This window comes from Pseudomonas sp. 5C2 (genome assembly GCF_034314155.1).
Classification (GTDB): Bacteria; Pseudomonadota; Gammaproteobacteria; order Pseudomonadales; family Pseudomonadaceae; genus Aquipseudomonas.
Map to the genome: position 1 here is coordinate 763,796 of NZ_JAVIWH010000002.1, position 24,910 is coordinate 788,705.

At 57.5% G+C, this 24,910-nt stretch carries 18 protein-coding genes; 6 read left to right on the forward strand and 12 right to left on the reverse strand.

Features of this window, described 5'->3' with window-relative positions; all coding sequences use genetic code 11:
• Positions 1–106: 106 nt before the first annotated feature.
• Positions 107–979: a LysR substrate-binding domain-containing protein gene (locus RGU44_RS04225; RefSeq protein WP_322215787.1), complete on the reverse strand. Its 873-nt coding sequence runs from the start codon at positions 977–979 to the stop codon at positions 107–109.
• 134 nt (positions 980–1,113) lie between these two features.
• On the opposite strand from RGU44_RS04225, the gene RGU44_RS04230 reads away from it, so the two are divergent.
• The 4 genes from RGU44_RS04230 to RGU44_RS04245 all read left to right on the forward strand — a co-directional run bounded on the left by RGU44_RS04230 (position 1,114) and on the right by RGU44_RS04245 (position 5,433).
• Positions 1,114–2,166, forward strand: a complete 1,053-nt coding sequence (locus RGU44_RS04230; protein WP_322215789.1) for an agmatine deiminase family protein — start codon at positions 1,114–1,116, stop codon at positions 2,164–2,166.
• Positions 2,167–2,200: 34 nt separating this feature from the next.
• Entirely contained in the window at positions 2,201–3,079 is an 879-nt protein-coding gene (gene aguB / locus RGU44_RS04235) for an N-carbamoylputrescine amidase (RefSeq protein WP_322215791.1), read from the forward strand.
• Position 3,080: 1 nt separating this feature from the next.
• Positions 3,081–4,184 (forward strand): extracellular solute-binding protein, encoded by a 1,104-nt coding sequence (locus RGU44_RS04240; RefSeq protein ID WP_322215793.1) that lies wholly within the window; start codon positions 3,081–3,083, stop codon positions 4,182–4,184.
• 124 nt (positions 4,185–4,308) lie between these two features.
• Complete coding sequence (locus tag RGU44_RS04245; RefSeq protein WP_322217741.1) at positions 4,309–5,433, forward strand: agmatine deiminase family protein; 1,125 nt, start codon at positions 4,309–4,311, stop codon at positions 5,431–5,433.
• A gap of 493 nt (positions 5,434–5,926) precedes the next feature.
• On the opposite strand, the gene RGU44_RS04250 is transcribed toward RGU44_RS04245, so the two are convergent.
• Together RGU44_RS04250 and RGU44_RS04255 are read right to left on the reverse strand one after the other, a co-directional pair.
• Positions 5,927–6,634, reverse strand: a complete 708-nt coding sequence (locus RGU44_RS04250) for a succinate dehydrogenase iron-sulfur subunit (protein WP_322215796.1) — start codon at positions 6,632–6,634, stop codon at positions 5,927–5,929.
• 443 nt (positions 6,635–7,077) lie between these two features.
• Positions 7,078–7,974 carry a DMT family transporter gene (locus tag RGU44_RS04255; protein WP_322215798.1) on the reverse strand — a complete coding sequence of 299 codons (897 nt, stop codon included), beginning with the start codon at positions 7,972–7,974 and terminating at the stop codon, positions 7,078–7,080.
• Between the two features lie 240 nt (positions 7,975–8,214).
• On the opposite strand from RGU44_RS04255, the gene RGU44_RS04260 reads away from it, so the two are divergent.
• Positions 8,215–9,546 carry a PLP-dependent aminotransferase family protein gene (locus RGU44_RS04260; protein WP_322215801.1) on the forward strand — a complete coding sequence of 444 codons (1,332 nt, stop codon included), beginning with the start codon at positions 8,215–8,217 and terminating at the stop codon, positions 9,544–9,546.
• Between the two features lie 433 nt (positions 9,547–9,979).
• Here RGU44_RS04260 and RGU44_RS04265 read toward each other — a convergent pair whose 3' ends face one another.
• From RGU44_RS04265 to RGU44_RS04280, 4 genes are all read right to left on the reverse strand, one after another.
• The gene (locus RGU44_RS04265; RefSeq protein ID WP_322215803.1) at positions 9,980–11,386 is read right to left on the reverse strand and encodes an ATP-binding protein; all 1,407 of its coding nucleotides are present in this window, start codon (positions 11,384–11,386) and stop codon (positions 9,980–9,982) included.
• A complete protein-coding gene (locus RGU44_RS04270) occupies positions 11,383–13,191 on the reverse strand; it encodes a DAHL domain-containing protein (RefSeq protein WP_322215805.1) in 1,809 nt (602 codons plus the stop codon). The genes RGU44_RS04265 and RGU44_RS04270 overlap by 4 nt, the downstream gene beginning before the upstream one ends.
• Positions 13,188–14,147 (reverse strand): cytochrome-c peroxidase, encoded by a 960-nt coding sequence (locus RGU44_RS04275; RefSeq protein WP_322215807.1) that lies wholly within the window; start codon positions 14,145–14,147, stop codon positions 13,188–13,190. The genes RGU44_RS04270 and RGU44_RS04275 overlap by 4 nt, the downstream gene beginning before the upstream one ends.
• A 74-nt stretch (positions 14,148–14,221) precedes the next feature.
• Entirely contained in the window at positions 14,222–16,096 is a 1,875-nt protein-coding gene (locus RGU44_RS04280; protein ID WP_322215809.1) for a putative bifunctional diguanylate cyclase/phosphodiesterase, read from the reverse strand.
• A 263-nt stretch (positions 16,097–16,359) separates the two neighbouring features.
• Here RGU44_RS04280 and RGU44_RS04285 point away from each other — a divergent pair, with 263 nt between their 5' ends.
• Positions 16,360–17,736 carry an HD domain-containing phosphohydrolase gene (locus RGU44_RS04285; protein WP_322179605.1) on the forward strand — a complete coding sequence of 459 codons (1,377 nt, stop codon included), beginning with the start codon at positions 16,360–16,362 and terminating at the stop codon, positions 17,734–17,736.
• Between the two features lie 56 nt (positions 17,737–17,792).
• On the opposite strand, the gene RGU44_RS04290 is transcribed toward RGU44_RS04285, so the two are convergent.
• Genes RGU44_RS04290 through RGU44_RS04310 form a run of 5 tightly spaced genes read right to left on the reverse strand, consistent with a single transcriptional unit; the run spans position 17,793 to position 24,838 of the window.
• Positions 17,793–18,977 (reverse strand): type III PLP-dependent enzyme, encoded by a 1,185-nt coding sequence (locus RGU44_RS04290; protein WP_322215812.1) that lies wholly within the window; start codon positions 18,975–18,977, stop codon positions 17,793–17,795.
• Entirely contained in the window at positions 18,974–20,737 is a 1,764-nt protein-coding gene (locus tag RGU44_RS04295; protein WP_322215814.1) for an IucA/IucC family protein, read from the reverse strand. Before RGU44_RS04295 ends, RGU44_RS04290 begins: the two co-directional genes overlap by 4 nt.
• A complete protein-coding gene (locus tag RGU44_RS04300; RefSeq protein WP_322215816.1) occupies positions 20,734–21,879 on the reverse strand; it encodes an MFS transporter in 1,146 nt (381 codons plus the stop codon). Before RGU44_RS04300 ends, RGU44_RS04295 begins: the two co-directional genes overlap by 4 nt.
• Positions 21,864–23,642, reverse strand: a complete 1,779-nt coding sequence (locus RGU44_RS04305) for an IucA/IucC family protein (protein ID WP_322215818.1) — start codon at positions 23,640–23,642, stop codon at positions 21,864–21,866. The genes RGU44_RS04300 and RGU44_RS04305 overlap by 16 nt, the downstream gene beginning before the upstream one ends.
• The gene (locus RGU44_RS04310; protein ID WP_322215820.1) at positions 23,639–24,838 is read right to left on the reverse strand and encodes a siderophore biosynthesis protein PvsA; all 1,200 of its coding nucleotides are present in this window, start codon (positions 24,836–24,838) and stop codon (positions 23,639–23,641) included. Before RGU44_RS04310 ends, RGU44_RS04305 begins: the two co-directional genes overlap by 4 nt.
• Between the last annotated feature and the right edge of the window lie 72 nt (positions 24,839–24,910).

Genomic DNA, 24,910 nt, shown 5'->3' on the forward strand with positions numbered 1-24,910 from the left:
TCGTGACCGGCTGAAAACGACCCTTTGCAGCCGTTCATGCATCTGCAAATCAAAGTGCACTACATGAACTAAGGGGCGGCACCATTCAAGCCTTGATCTGGAACCGTTACGTTACCTGGCTTCCTGCTACCAGGTTGCTAAGTAACCACTCACTGAAGCTCCGCGCCAGCGGGTTGTTCTCACTATCACGATGGGTCAGCAAGGCCCAGTTGGGGCCGCGAATGGTTTCCTCAACCAAGGGTTGCAACAGCCCATTGGCGCGCGCTTGGCGACTCAGTAATTGGCTAACCAAGGCGATACCGAGTCCGGCACAAGCGGCATCCAACAGTAGGCCGGGATCGGAGAAGTTGAGCCCGTGATCCTTCTGGCCTACATCTATCCCTGCCTCCACCGCCCAGTGGCTCCAGTCCATTTCCCGCTCGCCATGCAGGGTTGTGCGCTGGTCGCTGGGCACTGCCAACAGGCTCGGATGGCAAGCCGGGTACAGGCGGTCAGCGTGTAGCACCTTAAAGCTGCACTCGGCCTGGGAACTGATGTCATCGCGCACAGCGAGGTCGATGGTCTGGCTCGCCATGTCCGGAACTTCATCGGTACTGAATATCCATAGATCAACTTCTGGATGCTGGTGGCGGAAGTCTTCCAGGCGTGGCAGCAACCAATGACGGGCGAACGTTGGGGTGGTGTTGAGTACTAGTTGGTTGGGTTTGTGGTACTGCCCCAGGCGGCGAATCCCGACGGCAAGTTGCTGTAGCAGCGCCTGGGTGGTGCTAAGCAGGTCGTAACCAGCATCGGTCAGAATAACGCTGCGTCCATTGCGAAAGAACAGTGGTTGTTCGAGGTAGGTCTCCAGGCTACGAATCTGCTGACTAATTGCCGACTGGGTGAGGTGCAACTCCTCTGCTGCCTTGTGGAAACTACCCAGTCGGGCGGCGGCTTCGAAGCCGCGCAGCGTGTTCAAGGGCGGCCAGTGCTTGAGCATATTGATAAGCTCTCCTAATCATTTATCTGCAAAATTCATCGTTTGTTTGCCATATTTTACAGGCTTAGCATGCATGCCATAACCGAATAGGCAGTTTTCATTGAACACAATGACTTAACTCAAAGGTACTTGTCATGCAGCAGAATGAATTTCAAAACGGTGGCTGGTTGATGCCGGCAGAGTGGGTCAAGCACGCAGCGACATGGATGGTTTGGCCGCACAATAAAGCACTCTGGGAGTCTGGTTGGGGCGTGACGTTGCCTCTGGTGCAAGAGGATTTCGCTCGCGTGGCCAACACCATTGCCCGTTTTGAACCCGTGAAAATGGTTGTTGACCCTTCAGCTGTGGCGAGCGCAAAAGCGCTGTGTGGGCCAAACATTGAACTGATCGAACTGGCGGTGAACGACAGCTGGTGCCGGGACTCCGGCCCGAGCTTCGTCTGCCACCCGCAACAGGGGCTGGCGGGTGTGAGCTGGCGCTTCAACGCCTGGGGCGGTAAGTCGGCCTTTGATCTGGACGAAGGCTTGGCCCGTCGCGTGCTCAATCACCTTGGTGTGGAGTGCTTTGGTACCCCGCTGGGTAACGAAGGTGGCGCCATTCATGTGGACGGCGAAGGCACTCTGATCACCACTGAATCGGTATTGCTCAACCCTAACCGTAACCCGGGCATGAGCAAGGCTGAGATGGAGGAGATCTTCACTCGCCTGTTAGGTGTGAAGAAGACTGTCTGGCTGCCGGGAGACCCGAACTATGTGACCGGCGACATGACCGACGGCCATGTCGATGGCGTGTGCGCTTTCGCCCGCCCTGGCGTACTGCTGGTGGACGCCACCCACGACAAAGATTCGGTGTATGCCGAAGTGGTACGTGAAAATCGCCGCGCTCTGGAGTTGGCAACAGATGCCCAAGGTCGACAGTTTGAGTTGATTGAGCTGTATGAAGCCACCGATGCAGTGGACACCGAGGCTGATGTGTTTTGTGCCTCCTATACCAACTTCTACATCGCCAACAACGCCATCATCATGCCGGCCTATGGTATTGACGCCGACAAGGTGGCTGCCGAAGTGTTGGGTCAGGCTTTCCCCGGGCGCGAGGTGGTGCCGGTTCTGATCAATCACCTGGCTCATGGCGGCGGCGGTGTGCATTGCATCACCCAGCAACAGCCAGCCTGGCCACTGAAGGGTTAATGCCGTGACCATTTTGACTGTTGCCACAACCTAGATGCCCTGCACCTGGGACCTGAAACACAACCTTGATCAAGCCGAGCAATTGGTGCGTGACGCGGCCGCCAAGGGCGCCCAGGTCATCCTGCTGCAGGAGCTGTTTGCCACACCGTATTTCTGCATCGAGCAAAATCACAAGCATCTGGCGCTGGCCGAGGAGTATCAGGACAGCAGCGTACTCAAGCGCTTTTCCTCACTGGCCAAGGAATTGGGTGTTGTGTTGCCACTAAGCTGGTTCGAGAAGGCAGGCAATGCCTACTTCAACTCGCTGAGCGTGGCCGATGCAGATGGGCGCCTGCTGGGTGTGTATCGCAAGACGCATATCCCCAACGCCATCGGTTATCAGGAGAAGGAATACTTCAGCCCTGGCGATACCGGCTTTCGTGTCTGGGACACTGCTTTTGGGCGCATAGGTTTGGGCATCTGTTGGGATCAGTGGTTCCCCGAGACCGCACGATGCCTGGCGTTGATGGGCGCCGAAGTCTTGCTGTTTCCCACCGCCATTGGCTCTGAACCTGGCTGCGCAGCACTGGATTCACGTGACCACTGGCAGATGACCATGCGCGGCCATGCCGCCGCAAACATCCTGCCGGTGGTGGCAGCCAACCGCATCGGTCGAGAAGTGGCGACCACCGATCCGACCCTGCAGATGAACTTCTACGGCTCGTCCTTTATCTGCAACCACAAAGGCAAGCTCCTCGCCGAGGCTGACCGCGACAGCGCTGGCGTGCTGGTACACAGCCTGGACTTGTCCGCCATACGCGAAGAGCGTCTGACCTGGGGCATCCACCGCGACCGCCGTCCAGAAATGTACGGGGCGCTGTTAAGCCTGGATGGTCGTCACATTAATGCTCGCTGGAATACTCAAGGGGTTTGACATGAACGTTACCAATAAACTATTGCTCTGCTCCTTGGGGTTGGCTCTAAGTTGTGCCTTGTCGTCGGTGCAGGCGGAGGAAAAGACCCTGAAGCTGTACAACTGGGCCGATTACTTCGCCGAGGACACCCTCTCCAGGTTCACCGCCGAAACCGGGATCAAGGTGATCTACGACGTCATGGATGGCAGTGAGACGTTGGAAGCCAAGATGATGGCCGGCGGCAGTGGTTATGACCTGATCTTCCCGGGCGACGCTGTTGGCGAACGTCTGATGCGCGCCGGCAGCCTGCAGCCGCTGGACAAGTCAAAGCTCACCGCCCTGGATGACATCGAGCCAGGTCTGCAAAAGCTACGGACGCATTATCTCTACTCGAGCAAGGCCACCGTACCTTACACGTGGGGCACCATCGGCCTGACCTACAATGCCGAGCAGATCAACAAGCGCATGCCATATGCGCCGGTGAATAGCCTGGACATGCTGTTCAAGCCGGAACTGGCCGCCAAGTTTGCCGATTGTGGTATCTCCCTGATCGATTCGCCGGACGAAGTGCTGGCGGTAGCGCTCAACTACCTTGGCCGTGAGCCGCGTAGCGCCAAACCGGAGGACTTGGCCGCGGCCGGTGAACTATTGCTCAAACTACGGCCGTACATCCGTAAGTTCCAGTCGCAACCGGTGACTGACCTGGTCAATGGCAACTTGTGCCTATCGCTCGGTTACAGCGGGGATATGACTCAGGCGCAACGGGCTGCGGACGCCGCAGGCAAGAAAGCCACGTTCCAGTACCACGTCCCGCATGAAGGCACCACGGTATGGATGGATACTATGGCGATCCCCGTCGATGCCAAGCATCCGGAATACGCCTATGCGTTCATCAACTTTGTCATGCGCCCGGAGAACATGGCAGCCATCAGTAACTTCACCGGTTATCCCACCTCCAATGCCAAGGCACGTCCGAGCGTCGATTCAATGATGCGTAACAACCCGGATATCTACCTCGATGAGGCCACTTACGAACGACTGATCCCGGGCAAGGATATTCCCCAGGCTGATATGCGTGCGCGCATGCGTGCGTGGACCAAGTTCAAGACAGCCTCCGTTAAATGACGGTAAGCCGATCTCCAGGTGGTCGGCCTCGAAAACAGTCTTGCCCTATATGGGTAAAATTGGCGGCTGCAGGCGCAAGGCGCAGTCCGCCAAGACAAAGCTCGACAAGAACAGAGAGGTACACATGTCGACACGTCGCGAGTTCATAAAGCAGGTATCAGTAGTTGCCGGTCTAGGCGCCGCCGCGTCCATAGGGCTTGGCCTAAATGCCGCTCGGGTGCACGCAGCCATCAAGGGCAGCTGGCATATGCCGGATGAGGGCGACAAACACCAGCGGGCTTTCGTCGCCTTTGGTGCACAGGAGGCTATCCACGAGGACTTCACGCCTTACGTGCAAGATGCCTTGGGCCGGATCGCCCGCACCATTGCCAAATATGAGCCGGTCACGGTGTTCTATCGTGAGAGCGAGCGGGATCTGGCCGAAGAGAAATGCGGCACGCACAACATCACCTTTGTTGCTACTGAACTGGACGATATCTGGATGCGCGATATCGGGGCCAACTTCGTCATCGATGGAGAAGGTGGGCTCGGCGCCGTGGATTTCAACTTCAACGGCTGGGGCAACAAGCAGCAGCATGCCGATGATGCGCAGCTGGCCGCTTTGGTTGCCAAGAAAGCTGACGCCACCTACATCCGCAGCAAGCTGGTTGGGGAGGGTGGTGGTATTGAAGTGGATGGCCGCGGCACGGGGATCATGACCGAAAGCAGCTGGATCAATACCAACCGTAACCCCGACTGGAGCAAGGCTGAGGTAGAGGAAGAGCTGAAAGCCAGACTGGGTTTGCGCAAAATCATCTGGTTGCCCGGAATCAAAGGCAAGGACATCACCGACTCCCATGTCGACTTCTACGCCCGCTTCGTCAAACCAGGAGTAGTGATCGCCAACCTCGACAACGACCCCGAGTCATACGACCACAAGGTGACGCTTGCCCACTTGGAAATTCTTAAAAACGCCACTGATGCCGATGGCCACAAGCTGCAAGTGCACACCGTATCGCCACCGATGAATCCACGACAGAACAAATTCAGCAAAAAGAATCCAGACTTTGCCGCCGGCTACATCAACTACTTCGTGATCAATGGTGCGGTCATTGCACCCGAGTTCGGAGACAAGGTGGCAGATACGAAAGCCTTTGATCTGTTGTCTGAACTCTACCCAGACCGTGACGTGGTGCAACTCAATATCGACGCAATCTCCGCAGGTGGTGGCGGCATCCACTGTGTGACCAGTCACCAACCTTTAGCTTAGTCTGGATCAACTCGTTGCCTTCTACAAACGCTAGATCCAGAAACGAATAAGGCGCCCAAGGCGTCTAATTCGTTGTTTAAAGTAGATTCGGACACCACGTCCCCAATCAAGATTATTGGTCGGTAAGCAAGACAGTTTTCTGTGTAGCATATCCGTATCGCTCGAATTTCGGCTTTTGGCTGGGAGTCGCCTGTCACCACCGTCCGCTTTTGGCCGATTGTGTTGAAAAAGTCGACCCGGCCTGGCTACCCATGCGTTGAGCGGTGAAAGCGCCTTTTTTGCACGCTGCTACGTCAAATCTGAGTCCTGAACCTTCTGCGCAAAACACGGATTTCAATCTCAGACGCGTACTTTTCTGCCGTGGAAACCGAAGCCGACTTTTTCAACACAATCGGCCGAGAGCAGCCCTTCGTGACCGGCAGAAAACGGCCAGGAGCAGGCACTCTAAAGAGTCTTCGGAAGCCGAGCCGACTCATCACGTTGATCCAACACCCTAAGTGGATTTTCGGAACAGCTCTTGGCGAATTTTGCCGATGGCGCCCATGGGGTTGAGTCCCTTGGGGCAGACCCAAGAGCAGTTGCCGATGCTGCGGCAACGGAACAAGCTGAACGGATCCTCAAGCCGCTCTAGCCGTTCTACCGTGGCCTGATCGCGGCTGTCGGTGATGAAACGCCAGGCCTGCAAAAGCCCGGCTGGACCTACGAACTTTTCCGGATTCCACCACCATGATGGATATTGCGACGAACAGCAGCCACATAGGATGCATTCATACAGCCCGTCGAGCTTTGCGCGCTCCTCGGGGGACTGGAGACGCTCGATGGCCGGTGCCGGTTCGTGATTGATCAGCCATGGCTTGATGCTCTCGTACTGCTGAAAGAAGAGACTCTGGTCGACTACCAGGTCGCGGATGACCGGCATGCCGGGCAACGGTCTGATGATCAGTATGCTGGCCGTGCCCAGCGCCTCCGAAACCGGCGTGATGCAAGCCAGCCTGTTCTTGCCGTTGATATTCATGCCATCCGAGCCGCAAACACCCTCCCGACAGGAGCGCCGGTAGACCAGCGTCTGATCTGCCTCGTGCAGGAACTCCAGCGCATCCAGCACCATTCGCACCCGGAACTCCTCGGGCAACGACAACGACTGCATCCAAGGCGGCCGTTCTTGTTCCGGGTGGTAGCGATAGACCTGTACTTCAATCATGGCTCGTTTCTCCTCCACCGATTACGACGAGAGTGGACGGCACCTTGATCCGGCAAGCGCACGGCGACCACATCCGGTCGATCAGGAAAATTCCTCACGTGGAGCATAGACGTTGATGACGACAGAGCGAATTTGCAGCCGACGCGAGCTTACGGAGCGGACGGTGAAGCGTCGCTGACAGACCTTTAACGAATGCCTATATTGGGTCGATTTCTGCCAGTCATGACAGGCAGAAATCAACCCATAGCTGCCGGTTAGCACCGGTAGAATTCGGCCATATAGGGGGACAAGGAATGAAGGGTGTATTAGCTAAAGCGAAGCGGCTAGCGCCACTTGGGCAAGCCGGGAGTGGAATTAGGGATCACGATGGCGCTTGCGCTAAGTGATCCTGTTTTCAGGACTACTGGATCAGTGCTACATCAGAGTGGTATGGCCATGAGCGACTACTTCGCAAATTTTCTCGCTCCAGCAACGCAAAGGATAACGGCAACGGTTACCCCAAGCATGCCAATGCTAACCTGCTCGTGAAGCAATGTGGCCGCCAGCGCCAATCCAAAGAAAGGCTGTAGTAGCTGAAGCTGTCCGACGGCGGCAATACCCCCTTGGGCAAGCCCGCGATACCAGAATACGAAACCGATAAGCATGCTGAAGATCGATACGTAAGCCAGGCTGACCCACGCGGATGCAGTAATTGCTGAGAACGAAGGCGGTGCCAAGAACCAAGTCAGCGGGGCCATAACTGGCAGCGACAGAACTAATGCCCAAGAGATCACTTGCCAGCCTCCAAGTGTCCTTGAAAGCTTCGCACCTTCTGCATAGCCAAGTCCGCAGGCGAGGATTGCCAGCAACATTAGAATGTCCCCCGCTGGAGAAGCCGTCAGGCCTTGGGAGACAGCAAACCCCACAACTAGCGCGCTTCCCAAGACTGAGAAGAACCAGAAAACCGGCCGGGGACGCTCGCCACCGCGCAAAACACCAAACGCAGCTGTGGCGAGTGGCAACATGCCAACGAAGACGATGGAATGCGCAGACGTCACATACTGTAGAGCCAGCGCAGTCAGCAGAGGAAACCCTAATACAACGCCCATTGCCACTATAGCCAAAGGTAGAAGCTGACTCTTGGCAGGACGCTTTTCTTTAAAGAGCACAAGAATGCAAAGTGCCAGGACTCCCGCAATGGTTGCTCGGGCAACCGTCAGGAAGACCGGGTCAAGTTCTAGAACGGCCACCCGTGTTGCTGGCAGCGAGCCGCTGAATATGAGTACGCCGATGAACCCATGGAGCCATCCGCTCGCTGTCTTTTCCGTCGTTTGGTTTTGCAGGTTCGATGTACGTTCCATTTAGGGTCACACTCAATACTGTTTGCTTATGGTTGACCGCACCATTCCTGTAGCGGTCGACAAGGTAATCGTCAATGCAAGTGCATCCTGAAACCGAGTCCTTAGAACGTCGCTAATGCTCTCAGCATGTCGACCGTTAAGCTCATATGGTTCCGAGCGCCATCGCTCTCAGGTTGCACGAGATGCATCGTATGATCGAAGATCAATACAATCAAAATATTGTCATGGATACATCTCTGCATGCCTCGCTCACGATACAAGTCATTAGTGGATGCTTTTGCGGCTGATATCAGGTCAGGACGATTGTTGCCGGGCACGCGCTTGCCGACGCATCGCCAGCTGGCGGCTACAGAAGGACTGGCCCTGGTGACTGCAACTCGGGTTTATGCAGAGCTCGAAGTCATGGGCCTGGTCAGTGGGGAGACTGGTCGAGGCACTTTTGTGAGGGAGACTTCGTTACCTCCTGGCCTGGGTATCGACCAGAAAGACGTTGCAACTGGAATGATGGATCTCAACTTCAACTATCCATCGCTTCCAGGACAGGCAGAACTATTGCGAAGTGCTTTGCGCCAGCTCGCGTTGGCCGGTGACCTAGAGTCCCTATTACGCTACCAGCCACACGCAGGGCGTCTGCATGAGCGCGCCTCTGTGGCCCGCCATTTGCGCGCCCGAGGGCTGACGGTTGATGCTGAGCAAGTGTTAATGGTCAGTGGTGCTCAGCATGGGTTGGCCGTCACGATGATGGCGCTGCTGCAACCCGGTGATGTGGTTGCAGCTGATGCGTTGACCTATTCAGGATTCAAGGTGCTGGCCGAAGCACTGCACCTTGAAGTCGTGCCAATTCCCGCGGCCGATCATGGACCTGATCTGAATGCGCTGGACAACCTGTGCCGGAGTAGACGCGTCCGGGCTGTGTATACGATGCCGACGCTGCACAATCCGCTGGGATGGGTGATGAGTGCCGATCAACGCGAGTACTTCGTGACGATTGCGCGCAGGCATGGGCTGCTCATCATTGAAGACGCAGCTTACGCCTTCCTTGCTGAGGAACCACCTGCACCGTTAGCGGAACTCGCACCAGAGAGGACTGTTTACGTCTCAGGGCTATCCAAGAGTGTGGCCACCGGATTGCGCGTAGGCTTCGTCGCAGCTCCCGCCCAAAAAGTGCCCGCGTTGGAGCGAACGATCAGGGCGACCACATGGAATACACCGGGAGTGTTGACTGCGATCGCGAGCGCGTGGCTCGACGATGGTACTGTTATGCAGTTGGAAGCTGAAAAGCGCCGGGATGCGCAGGCCAGGCAAACCATGGCCGGTGAAGTGCTGGCGGGGCTCCAATACGTTCGCCATCCGTCTTCCTACTTTCTTTGGCTGCCCTTGTCGGAAGATGCAAGAGCTGACCAGATCGCCATGGCGTTGATGCGTGAAAAAGTTTCGGTTTCAACCGCCGAGCCTTTTGCTACCTCTGCCCATGTACCGCATGCGATCCGATTAGCGCTGGGGTCTGCGGATATGGACTCGCTTCGAGAAGCGCTCGTGAAAGTGAAGCGGGTTGTTGGTGCTTACTCATAGCGGAGGTCTGCGATGGCCACCATAGATCTACCTACAGACTCAGCTCGTAACGTCCGCTAATGGTCCAGGCTGTGTGAAAACGTTTTGGAGCAGGTTTTACAGTCAGGACTGGAACGGAAATCGTGCTCCTACGCAAATTTACGGTCTGGCTGATTAACCAAACGCTGGCAGATTTTACGTAGCAACGCAGACATCAAAACGACGCATGCGTTTTCACACAGCCAAGGCCGTTTGCAGCCCCTCGCAACAGACAGCGATCGGCCAAAAGCAGTCACTGAACAGCCTGTCAGCGAGTCCATAGCCCGCTACCCATGGACTGCTAACACTCGGCAATTTCGGCGGTTCGTCAGTTCATCCTGACGCGCTACAAAGGACAGATCGCCCCTGGGTTCTAGGCGCTAACGCCCGCTGGCTTGCCTGCAAGAGTCGTGTGTCAGGTGTTCGAGTGTTGCTGTCTGATCGGCAACGTAACTCGAAACGTAGTCCCCACGCCAAGCTCGCTGCTGACCGTAATGTCGCCACCGTGCTTTTTCACAATGCCGTAGGAGAGGGACAGGCCCAACCCTGTCCCTTGACCGACGGGTTTGGTGGTGAAGAAGGGGTCGAAAATTTTCTGCACGGTGTCGGGAGCCATTCCTGATCCAGTGTCGGCTATTTCGAGCCATACGTGCTCTGCTTCCATCCCGCTGCGCAGGGTGATTTTCCCGCGCTGAGGGCCCATGGCCTGGGCAGCGTTGACCACCAGGTTCATGATCACCTGGTTGATTTGCGAGGGCAGGCATTCAATGTCGGGAAGGTCGGCGTATTCCTTGATGACGTCGGCCTTGTATTTGAGTTCGTTGGCGACAATGTTCAGGGTCGATTCAATGCCCAGCTGCAGGTTGGCCCATTGCCATTCCTGATTCGAGTCGACGCGGGAGAAGTCTTTGAGGTCTTTGACGATTTTCCCGACGCGGCTGATGCCTTCCTTGGACTCCTTGATCAGCAGCGGGATGTCTTCCCTCAGGAAGTCCAGTTCCACACGCTCGCGCATGGTTTTCAAGTGATCGAGAATCTCGGTCGAGGCAATGCCCTCTTCTGAGCGCTGGTACGCGTCAAGCATGTCCTGCAATTTGCTGAAGTAACCTTCAAGGGTGCCTAGGTTGGATGAGATAAAACCGATGGGGTTGTTGATTTCGTGAGCAACCCCTGCGGCCAGTTGCCCCAGGGACGCGAGTTTTTCGGATTGCACCAACTGGCTTTCCAGCTGTTCGCGTTCGTCGATTTCACGTTGCAGGGCTTCGCTGGCCTGTTTGAACTGGTGGGTCCGTTGCTCGACCAATTGCTCGAGCTTGCTCATCTGCACCGATGCGCGCTCGGTCATTTCCCATTTGGCGGTCAGGGTGTTGGCCAGTTGATGGACTTCGATGTTGTCGAAAGGTTTTTTCAGAATCAACAACCGGTCATGGCCATGCAGCCGTTCCAGTAACTCTTCCCAGGAGTAGTCGGCGTAAGCCGTGCAGACCACTACCTGCAGGCGCGGGTCTTGCTCCCATAGGTGCTCGATGGTCTCTACGCCGTCCCAACCCTGGGGCATACGCATGTCGACGAACGCCAAGGCATAAGGGCGATTGTCCTTGAGTGACTGGCACACCTTAGCCAGACCCTCCTGGCCCTGGTAGGCCGAGTCGAGTTCGAACAATGGAATCTCGATCTTGGCCGTTTGTCCGAACAGCGCTGCCTCCATCAGGTACAGGTCGGAGTTGTCATCGATGGGAGGCAGAAGGATTTTGCGAAAGTCTTCATGAATGGAAGGTGTGTCGTCAATCAGCAGAATACGGCGGTTCGATAGACTGTTCATTGCTCATCCGTCGCGATTGTCAGGGGCATTTCAAGGGTGAATACTGCACCTTTACCAGGGCCGTCACTGTAGGCACTCAAGTGCCCATTCATCTCGATTGCGGCCAGCGCGCAACTGTGTAGGCCAAAGCCGTGACCCTCTTTGCGGGTGGTAAAGCCGTGGGCAAAGATTCGCGTCATGTTCTCTGGTGCGATGCCCTCACCTTCGTCTTTGACACTGATCTGCAAGATGGAATTGTCGATAAACTTTATGCCCAGGGTCATTTTTCGAGCGAGGTCGTCCATGTTGGACATCGCGTATTTCGCGTTGCTGATCAGGTTGATCAGAATCAGCAGCAGCCGATGTTTATCGGCCATCACTGCAGGCACATCGCTGAAGTCCTTGACCACCGTGACGTGGTGGCGGGTCAATGCGCCGGAGTTCATGCGCAGAGCATCTTCAAGCAAGTCGCTGATGTTCAGGGATTCAATCAGGTTGGACGCCCCAGCGTAGGACTGCTGGGTAGAGACGATATCCTTGATGTGATCAACACTTTTGGTCAGCTGCGCCAGCTCGTCGGTCATGCTTTCCTGCTCGGCGCCCAGCGCTTTGACCAGTTGGTTCAGGTAACCCGGTAACAGTTTTCCTTTCTCGTCGAGGGTGATGAAATCGCCCAGATCCTGCTCGTGCTCATTCATCATTTGCACTGCTTTACCGAGGCCGATTGACTTGCTGGAGCGCAGTTTTCGAGTAAGCAGATCGGCAGAGATGTTCACGCTGTTCAACACATTGCCGACGTTGTGCAGCACATTGGTCGCAATTTCCGCCATCCCGGCCAGGCGCGCGGTATCGAGCAATTCGCTCTGGGTGTCCTTCAGTTCATGGGTACGCTCTTCCACGCGTTGCTCAAGGCCTTCGTTGGCGGCATGCAGTGCTTTGTTGACACTGTTGATTTCGGCAAAGCTGCGCAGCAATCGGATGGCCAGATATAACAGCAGGAAGACCATCAATGCCGAGAAAATCAGCAGATACAGGTGGTACTGCTGACCAATTTTGACGGCCTGCTCCTGGTTGTTATTGAGAATGTTATTGATGTCCTCCAGTCGAGCGGCCACGGGAACGACGCCGATATGCTCCAGCAGATCGTTGACCACGGGTTGCTCGTGCAGAATCAGCTCCACATGTTTGAGCAGGATTTCCAGCGGAAGATGGAGTGGTTGCGGCAAACGACCTTTGTCCACACCCAACCGGTTCAGGCCGACCTGGATCTCGGCCGCTTTGTCGTCAGAGGTGATTTGAGAGAACTCCAGGCTGCCAAGTAGCAGGTCATAGATGTCCATTGAGGCGGCTTGCAGCACTGGGTCGCTTCTGTTGAGCGTGCCGAACTGCTTCTGGATATCGTCTTCGGCGATGGGCAGAAAGGCCAGTGAGTTACGCAATACGGCGTTATGCGATTTGAATTTTTCAACCAGCCGTGTTTTTTCGTCGACGGCAGCCAGATAGGCAGTACGACTGTCTTGCCAGAGGGCATCGGCATGTAGCACATGCCCGGACTGTATCGTATCGAACTGCCTCCAGAGGGTGTTGATTTTGGTCAGCGGCTCCACCAGCAAGTCGTAGTTTTGGCTGACGGAAACTCTTGCTTTGAGGATCTCTGTTTCCCAACGTGCATCCTGCTGTTTGATCTGACCAATCAGATCCCGTGACGCGATGTAGTTAGAGGTGTTATCGGCACTGGACCTGATATAGAGGAACACCAGAATAGATGCGAGTGCCAGCGTCATCGCGCCCAACAGCAGTGAGCTGAATCGATGAGACAGTTTCATAGGGGTTTGCCTCTGAGTTCACCGGTCAATGTCTTGAGAAACTCAATGATCAGAAGTTTGTCCTGTGCCGAAGGCGTGCGGCCCAGTTGATACGTGAACATCACGCTGACGGCCTCATCCAGCGTCTTGGCCGACCCATCATGAAAGTACGGGGCAGTGAGCGCTACGTTACGAAGGCTAGGAACTTTGAAGACGTTACGGTCGGCCTCATCCCTGGTTACCAGATAACGTCCCAGATCGCTCTCGGCCGGGTTGCCCCGCGCCTTGAAATAGTCGCTCATCACACCGAATTTCTGGTACATGTTGCCACCGATGTTGACGCCTTGATGGCAGGCGATACAGCCATATTGCTTGAAGCGCTGATACCCGTATTTTTCGTTAAGCGTCAGGATGTCGGTATTGCCCTTGAGGTAGAGGTCGAAGCGCGAGTCGGGCGTCAGTAGGGTGCGTTCATAGCTTGCTAACGCATTCTGCGCATTGGCTGCCGTGACCCCGTCCGGGTACGACCTGGTGAAGGCCGCGCGATAGTCAGGGTCTCTGGAGAGCGTGTCGATCAAGGCTTTCCAGGTGTTGCCCATCTCGACAGGACTTTGGACCACCTCCTCGATCTGTGCCTCCAGTGAGTCGGCCCGACCATTCCAGAACTGCTTGAAGTTAAGGCTCGCATTGAGCACGGTGGGTGTGTTGATGCGTAGCAGCGCGCCGTTAAAACCAGTGGAGAAAGGCTTGTCGTCGGCCCCACCTTTTTCCAGGTGATGACAACTGGCGCAGGACACGCTGTTATTGACTGACAGGCGTGCATCGTTGAATAACTGACGGCCTAGTTCGACCTGTACGGAATTGTTTATCACCACGTCAGGTAATGGCTTCAGCGGCTCGTCCATTGGTGTAGCAGCTGCCAATTGGCATAGACCAAGCAGCAACGCGAAAGCAGTGGGCCATCCATGTAACTGCATCAATGATCCCCGGCTGCCGATAAATTTAATGGTGTCCCGGCCTGAAATACGCCAGCGGTCTCGTCCTGTCCGATTTATTCCAGTCGTGCCGCTTCCAATTGCTCACCACTCAATATTTTGGCGAATGCACGTGGCTCTACCGCTCGGCTGAAGAAATAGCCCTGGCCTTCTTCGCAGTGGTTGGTTTTCAGGAAATCAAGCTGATCCTGGGTTTCGATACCTTCGGCAATGATGTTCAGCTTGAGGCTTCTCCCCAGGCTGATAATGGCGCTGACCAACGCCGCGTCGTTGCTGTCGGTGCTCAGGTCGCGGACAAACGACTGATCGATTTTTAATACGTCGATGGGGAAACGACGCAGGTAACTCAAGCTGGAGTAGCCAGTTCCGAAGTCATCGATGGCCAAGCGGATGCCCATGTGCTTGATCGCTTGCAGGATCTGGATCGTCGACTCGGCATTTTGCATGAGCACGCTTTCGGTGATTTCCAGTTCCAGCAGCTCAGGGTTCATTCCGGTTTCTTCAAGTACGGTTCGAATCCCCTCGAGAAAACCCCTCTGGCGAAACTCAGTGGCAGAAATGTTCACCGACATACGAATCGGCGGTAATCCGGCCGCTTGCCACGCGCAGGTCTGGCGGCAGGCCTCGCGCAATACCCATTTGCTCAGCGGGACGATCAGGCCGCTGTCTTCGGCGACCGGGATGAACTCAGATGGGAAAAGCCAACCTTGCCCCGGTTTGAGCCAGCGGATCAGAGCCTCGGCGCCGACTACTTTTCCAGTTTTCAGGTTCAATTTTGGTTGGTAATGCAGGACAAACTCGTTGCGCTCCAACGCCAGTCGAATGCCTGACTCGATAGAGTGTTGCTCGCGGGCACGCTGGTTCATGGTGTTGGAAAAAAAGCAGAAGTTGTCCGGACCGCTGTCCTTGATGCTGCGCATGGCGGTTTCGGCTTTTTTGATCAGGGTGACGGCATCTTCACCGTCACCGGGGAAGATGCTGATGCCCAGGCTCGCGGTCACACTCAGGTCATGCCCGGCGACATAGCGAGGAACCTTGATGGTGGCCAACAACTTCTCCGCAATGCTTTTGGTTTGTTGGGGGTGATGGACATCGGACAGCACCAGGACAAATTCATCCGAGCCATAGCGAAACACCGAGTCGGACTCGCGTACGGTGTGGGCGAGGCATTGAGCGACAAGTTTAAGCACTTCATCGCCGATGGGATGCCCCAGCGCGTTATTGATCCGCTCAAAACGATCCAGGCCGATGAACATCACTGCCAATTGCGTATCATGGCGGCGGGACAGGGCAATCGCTTGAGTCAACCGATCACCCAGCAGCGTACTGTTGGGCAGCTCCGTCAACACATCGTACTGGAGCAGATGGGATACTTTCAGCAATTCCTGAACGCGCTCGGCGATGGTTTCCTCCAGGTTGCGCATTTTTGCCGCGGCATCCTGTGTCATTTGCCATTTGACCGTCAGCGCACTGGCCATCTGGCGGATTTCCAGGCTGTCGAACGGCTTTTTCAGAATCAGCAGTTGGTCGCTGAACGCAAGGCGCTCGGTCATCGCCTCCCACGAGTAATCGGAGTAGGCAGTGCACAGTGCGATTTGCAATTGCGGGTCGGCTTTCCACAGGTGCTCAATAGTCTCCAGACCATCCCAGCCGGGTGGCATGCGCATGTCGATGAAGGCCAGTGCGTAGGGCCGACCTTCTGCCAGTGCTTGCTTGACCCGTTCAAGGGCTTCTTGCCCCTGATAGGCGGAATCAAGCTCGAAATTTTTCCGAGTGACCTGTACTGTGCCGAAGAGCTCTTCCTCCGCTGCATCAAGGGACTCTTCGCTGTCCGGCTTCGGGCAGAGAATTTTACGAAAGTCCTGATGAATCGATGGCGTGTCATCAATGATAAGCACGCGGCGATTGGCGTGAGTGGTCGGGGTGCTCATTCAACGCTACCCGGCAGGTCTGCGATCAGATGAAAAATAAGCATACGGATTTCCCTTCCTGAAGGCGCGACAACGGTTACGTATACATTGGATCCCATTTTTCGGAGCATAGCCCTCGACGAGGCACTTCGCTGGGAAACCGTAGCTAATGTGCCATCAGTTTGTTAAAAATGCCTCAGCCCTTAGCCAAAAAAGCGAGGGAGCGAGGTTTTTATCATGAAAAACCCGAAAATGCCCTCAAATGAGTGATGTCAGGTAACGCTATGGATGAGCAATCCGCTTCTGTTTCGGCTTATAAACCCTGCGTGCTGCTGGTGGATGATGAAGAGTTCATTCTTAACAGTTTGCGCCGTCTGCTGCGCAGCCAGCCGTATGATTTGTTCTTTGCCGAAAGCGGTGAAAAAGCACTTGAGTTGATGGCCCACCAGCGTATCGATCTGGTGATGACCGATGCCCGCATGCCAAATATGGATGGCGCTACCTTGTTGGCGGAGATTCACCAGCGCTATCCAGGTACCACACGGATCCTGTTGACGGGATATGCCGACCTGGACACCATCGTCAAAGCGATCAATGAAGGAAAGATTCATCGCTACATCAGCAAACCCTGGAACGACGAGGAGTTGCAGCTGACCTTGCGGCAGGCCTTGGAACATCAGCATTCCGAGCGCGAGCGGCAACGCCTGGAGCGTCTGGCCCATGAGCAGAACGAGGCGTTGCAGGCGCTTAATGCCACCTTGGAAAAGCGGGTTGTCGCACGCATGTCCGAGCTGCAACAGACGGCGGACATGCTCGACCTGGCCTATGACGAGTTGAAGCACAGTTACGCGACCAGTACCGAGGTGTTCTCCCTGCTGGTCAATCAACGGTTGCCTAAAAGCAAGCAGACCAACCGGCAAATCATCGATTTGATTCGCACCTACTGCAAATCCCACCCCATGGACGAGGCGAGTAGCCGCGATCTGGCCATGGCGGCAGCGCTCTACAACATCGGCAAGTTGAGCTGGAGCGACAGCATGATGAGCGCGCCTGCCGACCTGTTGCACCATACGGATCGTGAGCGTTATCGCGGTTATCCGAAACAGAGCGAGTCGCTGTTGATGACGTTGGAGCCGATGCAGGACGCGGCCCAGTTGATTCTTCACCACCAAGAGCGTTGGGATGGCACGGGATTCCCCGACCACCTCAAAGGCGAGGCTATCCCGTTTGGTTCGCGCTTGCTGAAGCTGGCCGTGGACTTTATCGAGTTGCAGCGCGGGTTGATCCTCGAACGGCAAATGAACAGTGATGAAGCCCTGGTGTTTATCCGTAAGTACGCCGGCCGTCTTTATGACCCAGCGCTGGTGGAAGACTTCGTTCAGGTCTGTGCCGCCTACCTGAGCGATGTCACTCTGAACGATCCAACGGTCAAGGTGGTTGGCACCCGTGAACTGTTGAGGGGGATGGTGCTTGCACGCAACCTCAATGCCGACAATGGCATGCTCCTGCTCAATGCTGGCAAGGTAATCAGCATCGCGTTGGTCGACAAGTTGATCGCCTTTGAAGCCATGGAAGGCGCGAAGTACAGCATTTTCGTCAAAGTGCCGGACGAGCTGGCCGCCAACCGCCTCGTGAATGAGCCTGTGCCAGCCACTACGTGATGCGCAGGGGTGGCATGGCTGTGTGGTCAGGTTGCCCTGTTTATGTCGTCAGTTTTTTATGTCGTTAGAAACAGCATCTGCGGTGGTTCATGCATCAGAAAGTCCCGGTGCGAAATGTTCCAGGCATAGGCGCCTGCCAGGGTGAACACCAGCAGGTCATCAATCGCGAGGGCGGTGACTGTTTGCTGGCTTGCCAGCACATCTTTTGGCGTACACAGCTGGCCGACCAGGGTAACCTGCTGATTCTGCAACTGCGCGGGTTGCTGGCCCCGTATCACGACAAAAGGATGGTCATGCCCCTGGGCCGCCGGTGTCCGGAAGTGGTGGGTGCCACCCCGGCCAATGGCGAAGTACTGACCATGGCTGCGTTTGATGTCCAGGACTTGCATCACGTAGTAGCCGCAGGCCGCGCTGATAAAACGGCCGATCTCGAAGCGAATGCGCGTATCGCCCATGCCTTCTTCCGCGATCAATGCCTTGAGCCCTTGGCAGAATGTCGTCCAGTCGAACGAGTTCTGCGGGTCCTGGTAATTAATGCCCATGCCGCCTCCGACGTTGAGCAGGGGCAGCTGCAGACCGTGTTCGGCGCAGAGCTGGCTGAAGGTGCGACAGTAGCTGCGGATCAGTCTCAGGTGAGCGCCCACATCAAGCTGATGAGACAGCACATGAAAATGCAGGCCCTGCAGTTCCAGCCAGGGCTCATCACGCAACAGCTTCAGCGCTTCGTCCAATGCGTCTTCGTCCAGGCCGAAGGGGGTCGGTTTACCGCCCATCACCAGACGGCTATCGGGTGCTTCAGCCAGTTTCAGGTTCAGGCGCAGCAGGACCGGCGTCCGTTGGCGCCGTCTGGCAGCGATGCGCGCCAGGCTGCGTAACTCTGTCAGGCTCTCGACGTGAAAGGCCGAAATCCGGTAGTCCATGGCGATTTCCAGCTCACTGTCGAGTTTGCCGGGGCCGCCGAAAATCAGCAAATGCCCTGGGCATTGCTCATACAGCCAGCGCAACTCACCACCGGACGCGGCCTCGAAGCCGTCTACCAGCGGCGCCAGGGTTCGCAGGATCGGTGCTTCCGGGTTGGCCTTGGCGGCATAGAACAGCTCGCAGTTGGCGGGCAGCGTTTCACGCATGTTCCGAACGTGCTGCTCCAGCGCGACCAGATCATAGACGTAAGCACAGAGCGGTGTTTGCTGTTGCTCGCGCAATTGGCCGATGGCCTGGGTGACGCGTGTCGGCAAACTCATGAACGGGCCCTCGCGCGAGCAGTGAACAGCGGGCTGGGGAGGGCGGTGTAGCCTGCTTCGCGGTCGGCACGCATCATCAGCCGGGTCATGAAGTTTTCCTTGCTGGGCAGCGGTGCCCCTGCACATAACTCGCGCAGCTGCACGGGGTCATCCAGCACCGCTCGTTGTGCCTGCAACAGCGTGCCGATATGCATCCACAGTTGGTTTTCCAGCCCTGAATCGGCGTTGGCCAAATGGAAGATCGCTTCGCCCAGGTTGTTCACCAGCGCGCAGTAGGCGACGCGCTGCCAGGCCTTATCCTCGTTGTAGTACAGCGAGGCGCGGGTGCGCTCGTTGAGTTCGCTGAGTCGTTCCGGTGCCCAATGGCTGGCCACCAGCTTGGTGCCCTCCAGGTCGCGAATCCAGACCCGACAAGGCAAGCCGTCGGCGTCGAAACCCAGCAGGGTGTTCTGCAAGTGTGGCTCCAGCACCACGCCCTGACGGAACAGGCAATGCATTACCCCGCCGAGCAGTTGACTGGCATAGCCGTCGAGCCAGCGCAGGGTCGCCTCGGCCACGTCGATACGAAGACGCTCGGCACATTGCTGCACCAGGCTTTGACAAACGCTACGACCTTGCAGATCCCAGGTGAATAGCGCCATGGCCACTTGCGGTTGGTAGCGCTCGCGGGTGGCCTCATCCAGGTTCTGGCGGTAGAGGATGCCGAAGCATTCGGTGACTTCGCGGGCCTGCTCCTGGGTGCCAAGACTACTCAGGTCCAGGGTGCTGGCGGCCGGTTCCGGCATCAGCAGAAAATCCGGAAGTGCGTGGGCCAGCTCGGCCATCACCGGTGCGAGCAAGCGGGTCAGGGCGACCGCGCTGTCCAGTTCGTACCAGGCGTTCTTGCGCACGCAATTGGTCAGCCGCACATGCATCGAAAATTTCAGGAAATAGGCAAGCTCGGGGTGATAGAGGGTGCGTACCGACGAGGTCGGGTACAGCGCCAGGCCTTGAGGGCCGAGGTACTCCAGCAGGCCACGCTGTTGTGCGCGACGGACCAGCGGGTCGGCCAGAATCCGCTCGACTTCCCACGGGTGGCAAGGGTACAGATCGTTTCGACCACACAGCTGATACAGGGTCTCTCGGGGATCGTCACCTTGATGCTGGATCAACGCCGGATCAACACGAAACCAGTGCAGCTCGAAGCACGCGCCGACTTCCGGCGAGCAGGCCAACAGGGCATTTTGCGAGATGCCTTCGCGGCTCTTGGGAGTTGGATGCAGGGCGTGCCCCCAAATCTGATGCTGTTCTGAAGCCAGCAGGCTGTCAGTCGGTTGATCGCGATCGGCGCGGGTATGCCGGAGAAAGGTCCGGGTGATCTGCAGGCTGTTATCGACCTGCTGCAACATCTCGCCCACACGGTCCGGCTGGCTCAGCGGCACGCACAGCAGACGCGCCAGTTCGGTCGCGTTCAACGGGTGCCAGCTGTGCCCATTGCCCTTGAAATAGGGGGCGCTGACAAAGCGGCAACGACCGAGCACACTCGCGCGGTCGACTCGCACCACCAGTCGCCCGCTGGGCAGCCGGATGCTGATGCACTGGCCATTGAGTTGACGCAGGCTCATGGGCAGATCCTGAGCACGATAGTCCAGGCTCGCCTCGTCGCGTGGCAGGGCGTATTCACGCAGATAACAATTGAGCAGGCATTCAATGGCGTGCCGTTGGGCTTCACCATCGAGAGCGCGTTCATGCAGGGAAGCGGTGGTCAGAGCAAGGGTCATGCTGGTATCTCCCGCGAGGTCATGAGTAGGGGGCGTGCCAAGGCCATCGCAGCAACGGCGGCCAGACAGGCAACGAGAAAAGGTGAGGTGATGCCGCAGGTCTGACTGACCAGCCCGGCGGTCACACCGGCAGCTGTGCCGGCCCATTTACCGCTGGCATCGAACCAGCCAAACATGCGCCCGGCACTGCCTTGGCGGCTGCGTTGGCTCAGGCAGCGATGCAAGCCGACAAAGCCCAGCAACATTCCTGCACCGCTGAGCAGGCGCAGGGCAAATAAAGGCTCGGCCTGGCTGCTCCAGAACTGCAGGGCATTGCTCACGGCCAGCAGCCCGAGGCCGGGCAGCAGCAAGTTGCTGGCATGCCGTTGGACCCAAGGCAGGGCGATGAGGTAAACCAGATGCGGCAGGCTGTAGAGGAGGCCGATCAGTGCGTCGTTGCCAATGCCCAGTGCTTCGCCGTAAGGGACGAAATAAGGGAAGGTGACGACCATGGCGAAGCTGAACAGGAATTGCACCAGCAGCAGACGTGGCATGTCCGTCGGCAGTTGGCTAAGTGGGCCGGCGGCTGTGGTCGCATTCGCCTGATGACGGGGTGTATCGGCGGGCAACGGCAGGATCATCACGAACGCCAGTAACGGTAACCAGGCCAGGTAGCGATACAGCTCCAGTCCCAACCCTTGCGCCGTCATAAGACCGAGCAGAATGGGGCCGCTGATCATGGCCAGGCGTGCCGAGTATTGAGTCCAGTTCAGGGCCCGAGACAGGTCGCCGTCCTTGAACTGGGTCGCCAGGTAGGCATTGGATGCGGCCATCGCCCCGCCAAAGGTGCCTTGAATGATCAAGGCCAGCACGAACATCGGCAGGTTGGTACTGAACCCGGCCAGGAGAAAGCCCGCAAACAGTCCGGCATGGGCACGCAGCAAGGACAGGCGACAGCCCCGTCTATCCGCCCAGCGACCCCAGAGTGGCGCCGTCAGAGCGGTACACAGGGTCGGCAGGACAAACAACACACCGATGCTCCAGCCCGGCGCATCCGGCGCCAGGTCGGCGAGGATGCGTGGCAGGTACAACGGAATGCCGAGGGCGGTGAAGGCCGATAGATAGTGGCCAAGCAATACACTGGCGATCAGTCTGCGTTGCACGGGTGCGCCTCCCGCAGGAAGTTTGCCGCGCTGTAGCCATAGAACTTGTTGATGTCCTGGGCGCCTGAGTATGCTTTGCTGAACAAGCTGCCGGCACTGAGCAGGTATTTCACCGGTAGTTTCGGGCTGTCCAGCAAAACGCGCTTGGCTTCAGTGCAGTCCAGACCTTCGCCCTCTAGTTGCCCGATGCAATCGATCAGGCGCTGGCGCAAGGTGGCGTAGAGTGGCCCGCGGGGTGCCAGGTCGGCGGCAATGATCGCTTCCAGCACCGCGACGATGTTCAGTTGCAAGGTGATGGTGCAGAACATCTCGGCCAGTGGCTGGGCATCGTTGACGCGGATGCGCTCGTCACGCAAGTCTGCAGGACGCTGCGCAAGGTCGGGGCAGGCTGCGGCGAAGCGCTCGGGCCAGAGGCGTGCGGCGTCGTTGTCTTTCATCAGCAAACGCAGTGGGCGATCAGCCTCGAAGATCAGCACGGCGTTCTGCTGATTGGCTTCCAGCGCGATGCCATAACCCAGCCACAAGCGCAGGTGCACGTGCAGCAGCAGGTCCAGATAATCTTCGAGCCAGCGTTGCAGTGAGCCCTGGTAGAAGCGCTCGACCAGTTGCTCGACGAACAGTCGACCATCGGGCAACGGGCTGGCGAGGCCGGCGACCGGCACCAGTGTGGCGACGCCCAGTTCGCCGGGGTAGTGACGCGCAATATAGGCCAGGTGGCGGCTTTCATCGGCATGCCCGCCATGTTCCTCATCAACGTGCAGATAGCGCATGCCCAGCTGAGGATCGCGTTTAGCCAGTGCTTGCAGCGTGGTCTGAAACCAATGGCCGTCATACAGCGTGCTGGGTTTGATCAGGCGCAGGTTGCGGGCGCCCAGGGTGGTCACTAGCAACGGTAGTTTGATGTGCCAGTGCGGTCGCTCGACGCACATCACGGTACGCACCGACAGGGTCGGCTCAACGTCCATAGCGCTGTGCGGTGCCTTGATCGTGCCTTCGGGTAACCCGTATTTTTCCAGCTCTAGCCACGTCAGCGGATGCACCGGTAGCAGGGTATGGCTGGTTTCGAGGCTCTGTTTCAGACCCAACTCGACAAAGCTCGGCCAATGTTTGGGCGGCGAACTGCTCAACGTCAGGGCCGCATTTGGCAGCGCCAGCCAATTGAGTTTGAAGCGCGGGGCGAACTCCGGGGCGTAGCGTTTGAGGGCTGTGCTGTCGAAGCCACTTTTGGCGCGGGCGGTAGGGTAATACGGATGGTCCAGGTAGCTGGCGAGTCGGTCGATACCGATCAGGCGTTGGTCCCAGGCGGGCTTGTCGAGGATGTCGCTCAGTTCGGTCGCGTGTTCTTGATAGGCTGCATGACACAGCGCGCGATGGTGCACGGCGCAGTCGGCTTCTTTGCGGTACGCGGCAAACAGCTCAAGGCTGGCGTCGTCCAGGCCGTTGCTCAACTGTTCGAGCCAGCGTGCGTAACCGTGCTCGATGCGGACGTGCCCGTCTTGCTGGCAGAGCCAGGCATGGCTGGACGTGCTCCAGGTCTGCAACGGGCCGCCTGGGTGAACCGGCAGCCAGAGTTCATCGGCGTCCAGGTGGGCGATGCGCAGCCAGTAAGGACTGACGGTTGCGGGCCAGTGTTCGTGCAGTTCGGTGGGCAGGTGCTGGACGATGCCTTGGCTGAGCAGCCCGCGAATATCTTCGCGCAGGCAGCAATCGATAATGCGTTGGCTGATGGCTGCGTGATCAGCATCCTGCGCCACAACGCTCATGCCATCACCCAGCGCAGATCGGCCAATGTGGCGGCGAAACGTGCGTCCAGACTGGCAGTATCCGGGGCGATCAGGCGCAGTACGCCCAGATAATCCTTATTCGAGTGACTCACGTGAATGTCGTCGCCAATCTCGCGCAGCGCACGGTAGTCGCTCCAGTGATTGTCCTGCTCGTAACGAAAACTGCTGGAAGCCTGCTGCAAGCGGCCAGGTGTGTCGGCGACCAGATAATGCACCAGCGCTTGCGCCAGGCCGGGCTGGGCATCTACCAGTGGTTCGCCAAGGTGCACGCCGAGGATGCGGTTGAACCAGCCTTGGGGCAGCAGGCGGTCGAGAAGGAACTCGCGGCCGTCGCCGATACTGCGGTAGTTGATTTCCACCAGCACCGGTCCTTCGGCAGTGAGGATGAATTCGCTGTGGCACACGCCGAAGTTGATGCCAAAAGCAGCGACCTGAGCCAGCGCTCCCGCCCGATGGTTAACGCTCAATGAGCCGTTCCAGCGCGCAGCGAGTTCGACGAAGTGCGGGGGTGGCGACAGGCTGACATCAAAGCCGCCGATGGCTTGCAACCGCTGACCGTCGCCGAGAGTCTCGAGGGTAAACAGTGGGCCTTCCATGTAGGCCTCCAGCAACAACGCACGACCGGGTTGTTGCTGCCAGAACCGGGCGCAGTAATCGCTCAGCTCGTCGGCGTTGTGGCACAAGCGCACATCAAGGCTGGCCACGCCTTGGGTGGGTTTCACCACTAGCGGAAATACTGCATCGTCGGGCACCGCGCTGCCAGCGGTCAGCACATGAAACCAGGGGCCGGGCAAGCCCAGATCCTGCATGCGTTCACGCATGACCGCCTTGTTTTTTGCCCAGTGACACATCAGCCAGTCCTTGCCGGGCACGTTGAAGGTTTCCGCCACTAACGCAGTGGCGGTTTGCAGATGATCGCTGTTGGAAAACACTGCTGCAGGGCGCAGGCCATGAGCGTTGATCAGTTCAATCACCGCAAGGGGATTGAACACGTCGCACTCGAGGATCAGTAAGTCCTGCGCGGGAAAGTCGGACGTGGCGAGCAGGCGCCGATGCTCCTGGGCATGGTCGCTGATCAGCACCACTGACAGTCCGCGCTTGCGGGCGGCGGGCAGAAAACCTTCGGTAACGGCGGCGTGGGTGACGTGGCTGAGGATGACGAGAGGACGGTGCATGACGAGTTTCCTGGGGGCAGCAGTCGCCCGTCCCAAGCAGGTTGGGCGACTGGTTTTACAGGGGCGCGGGTG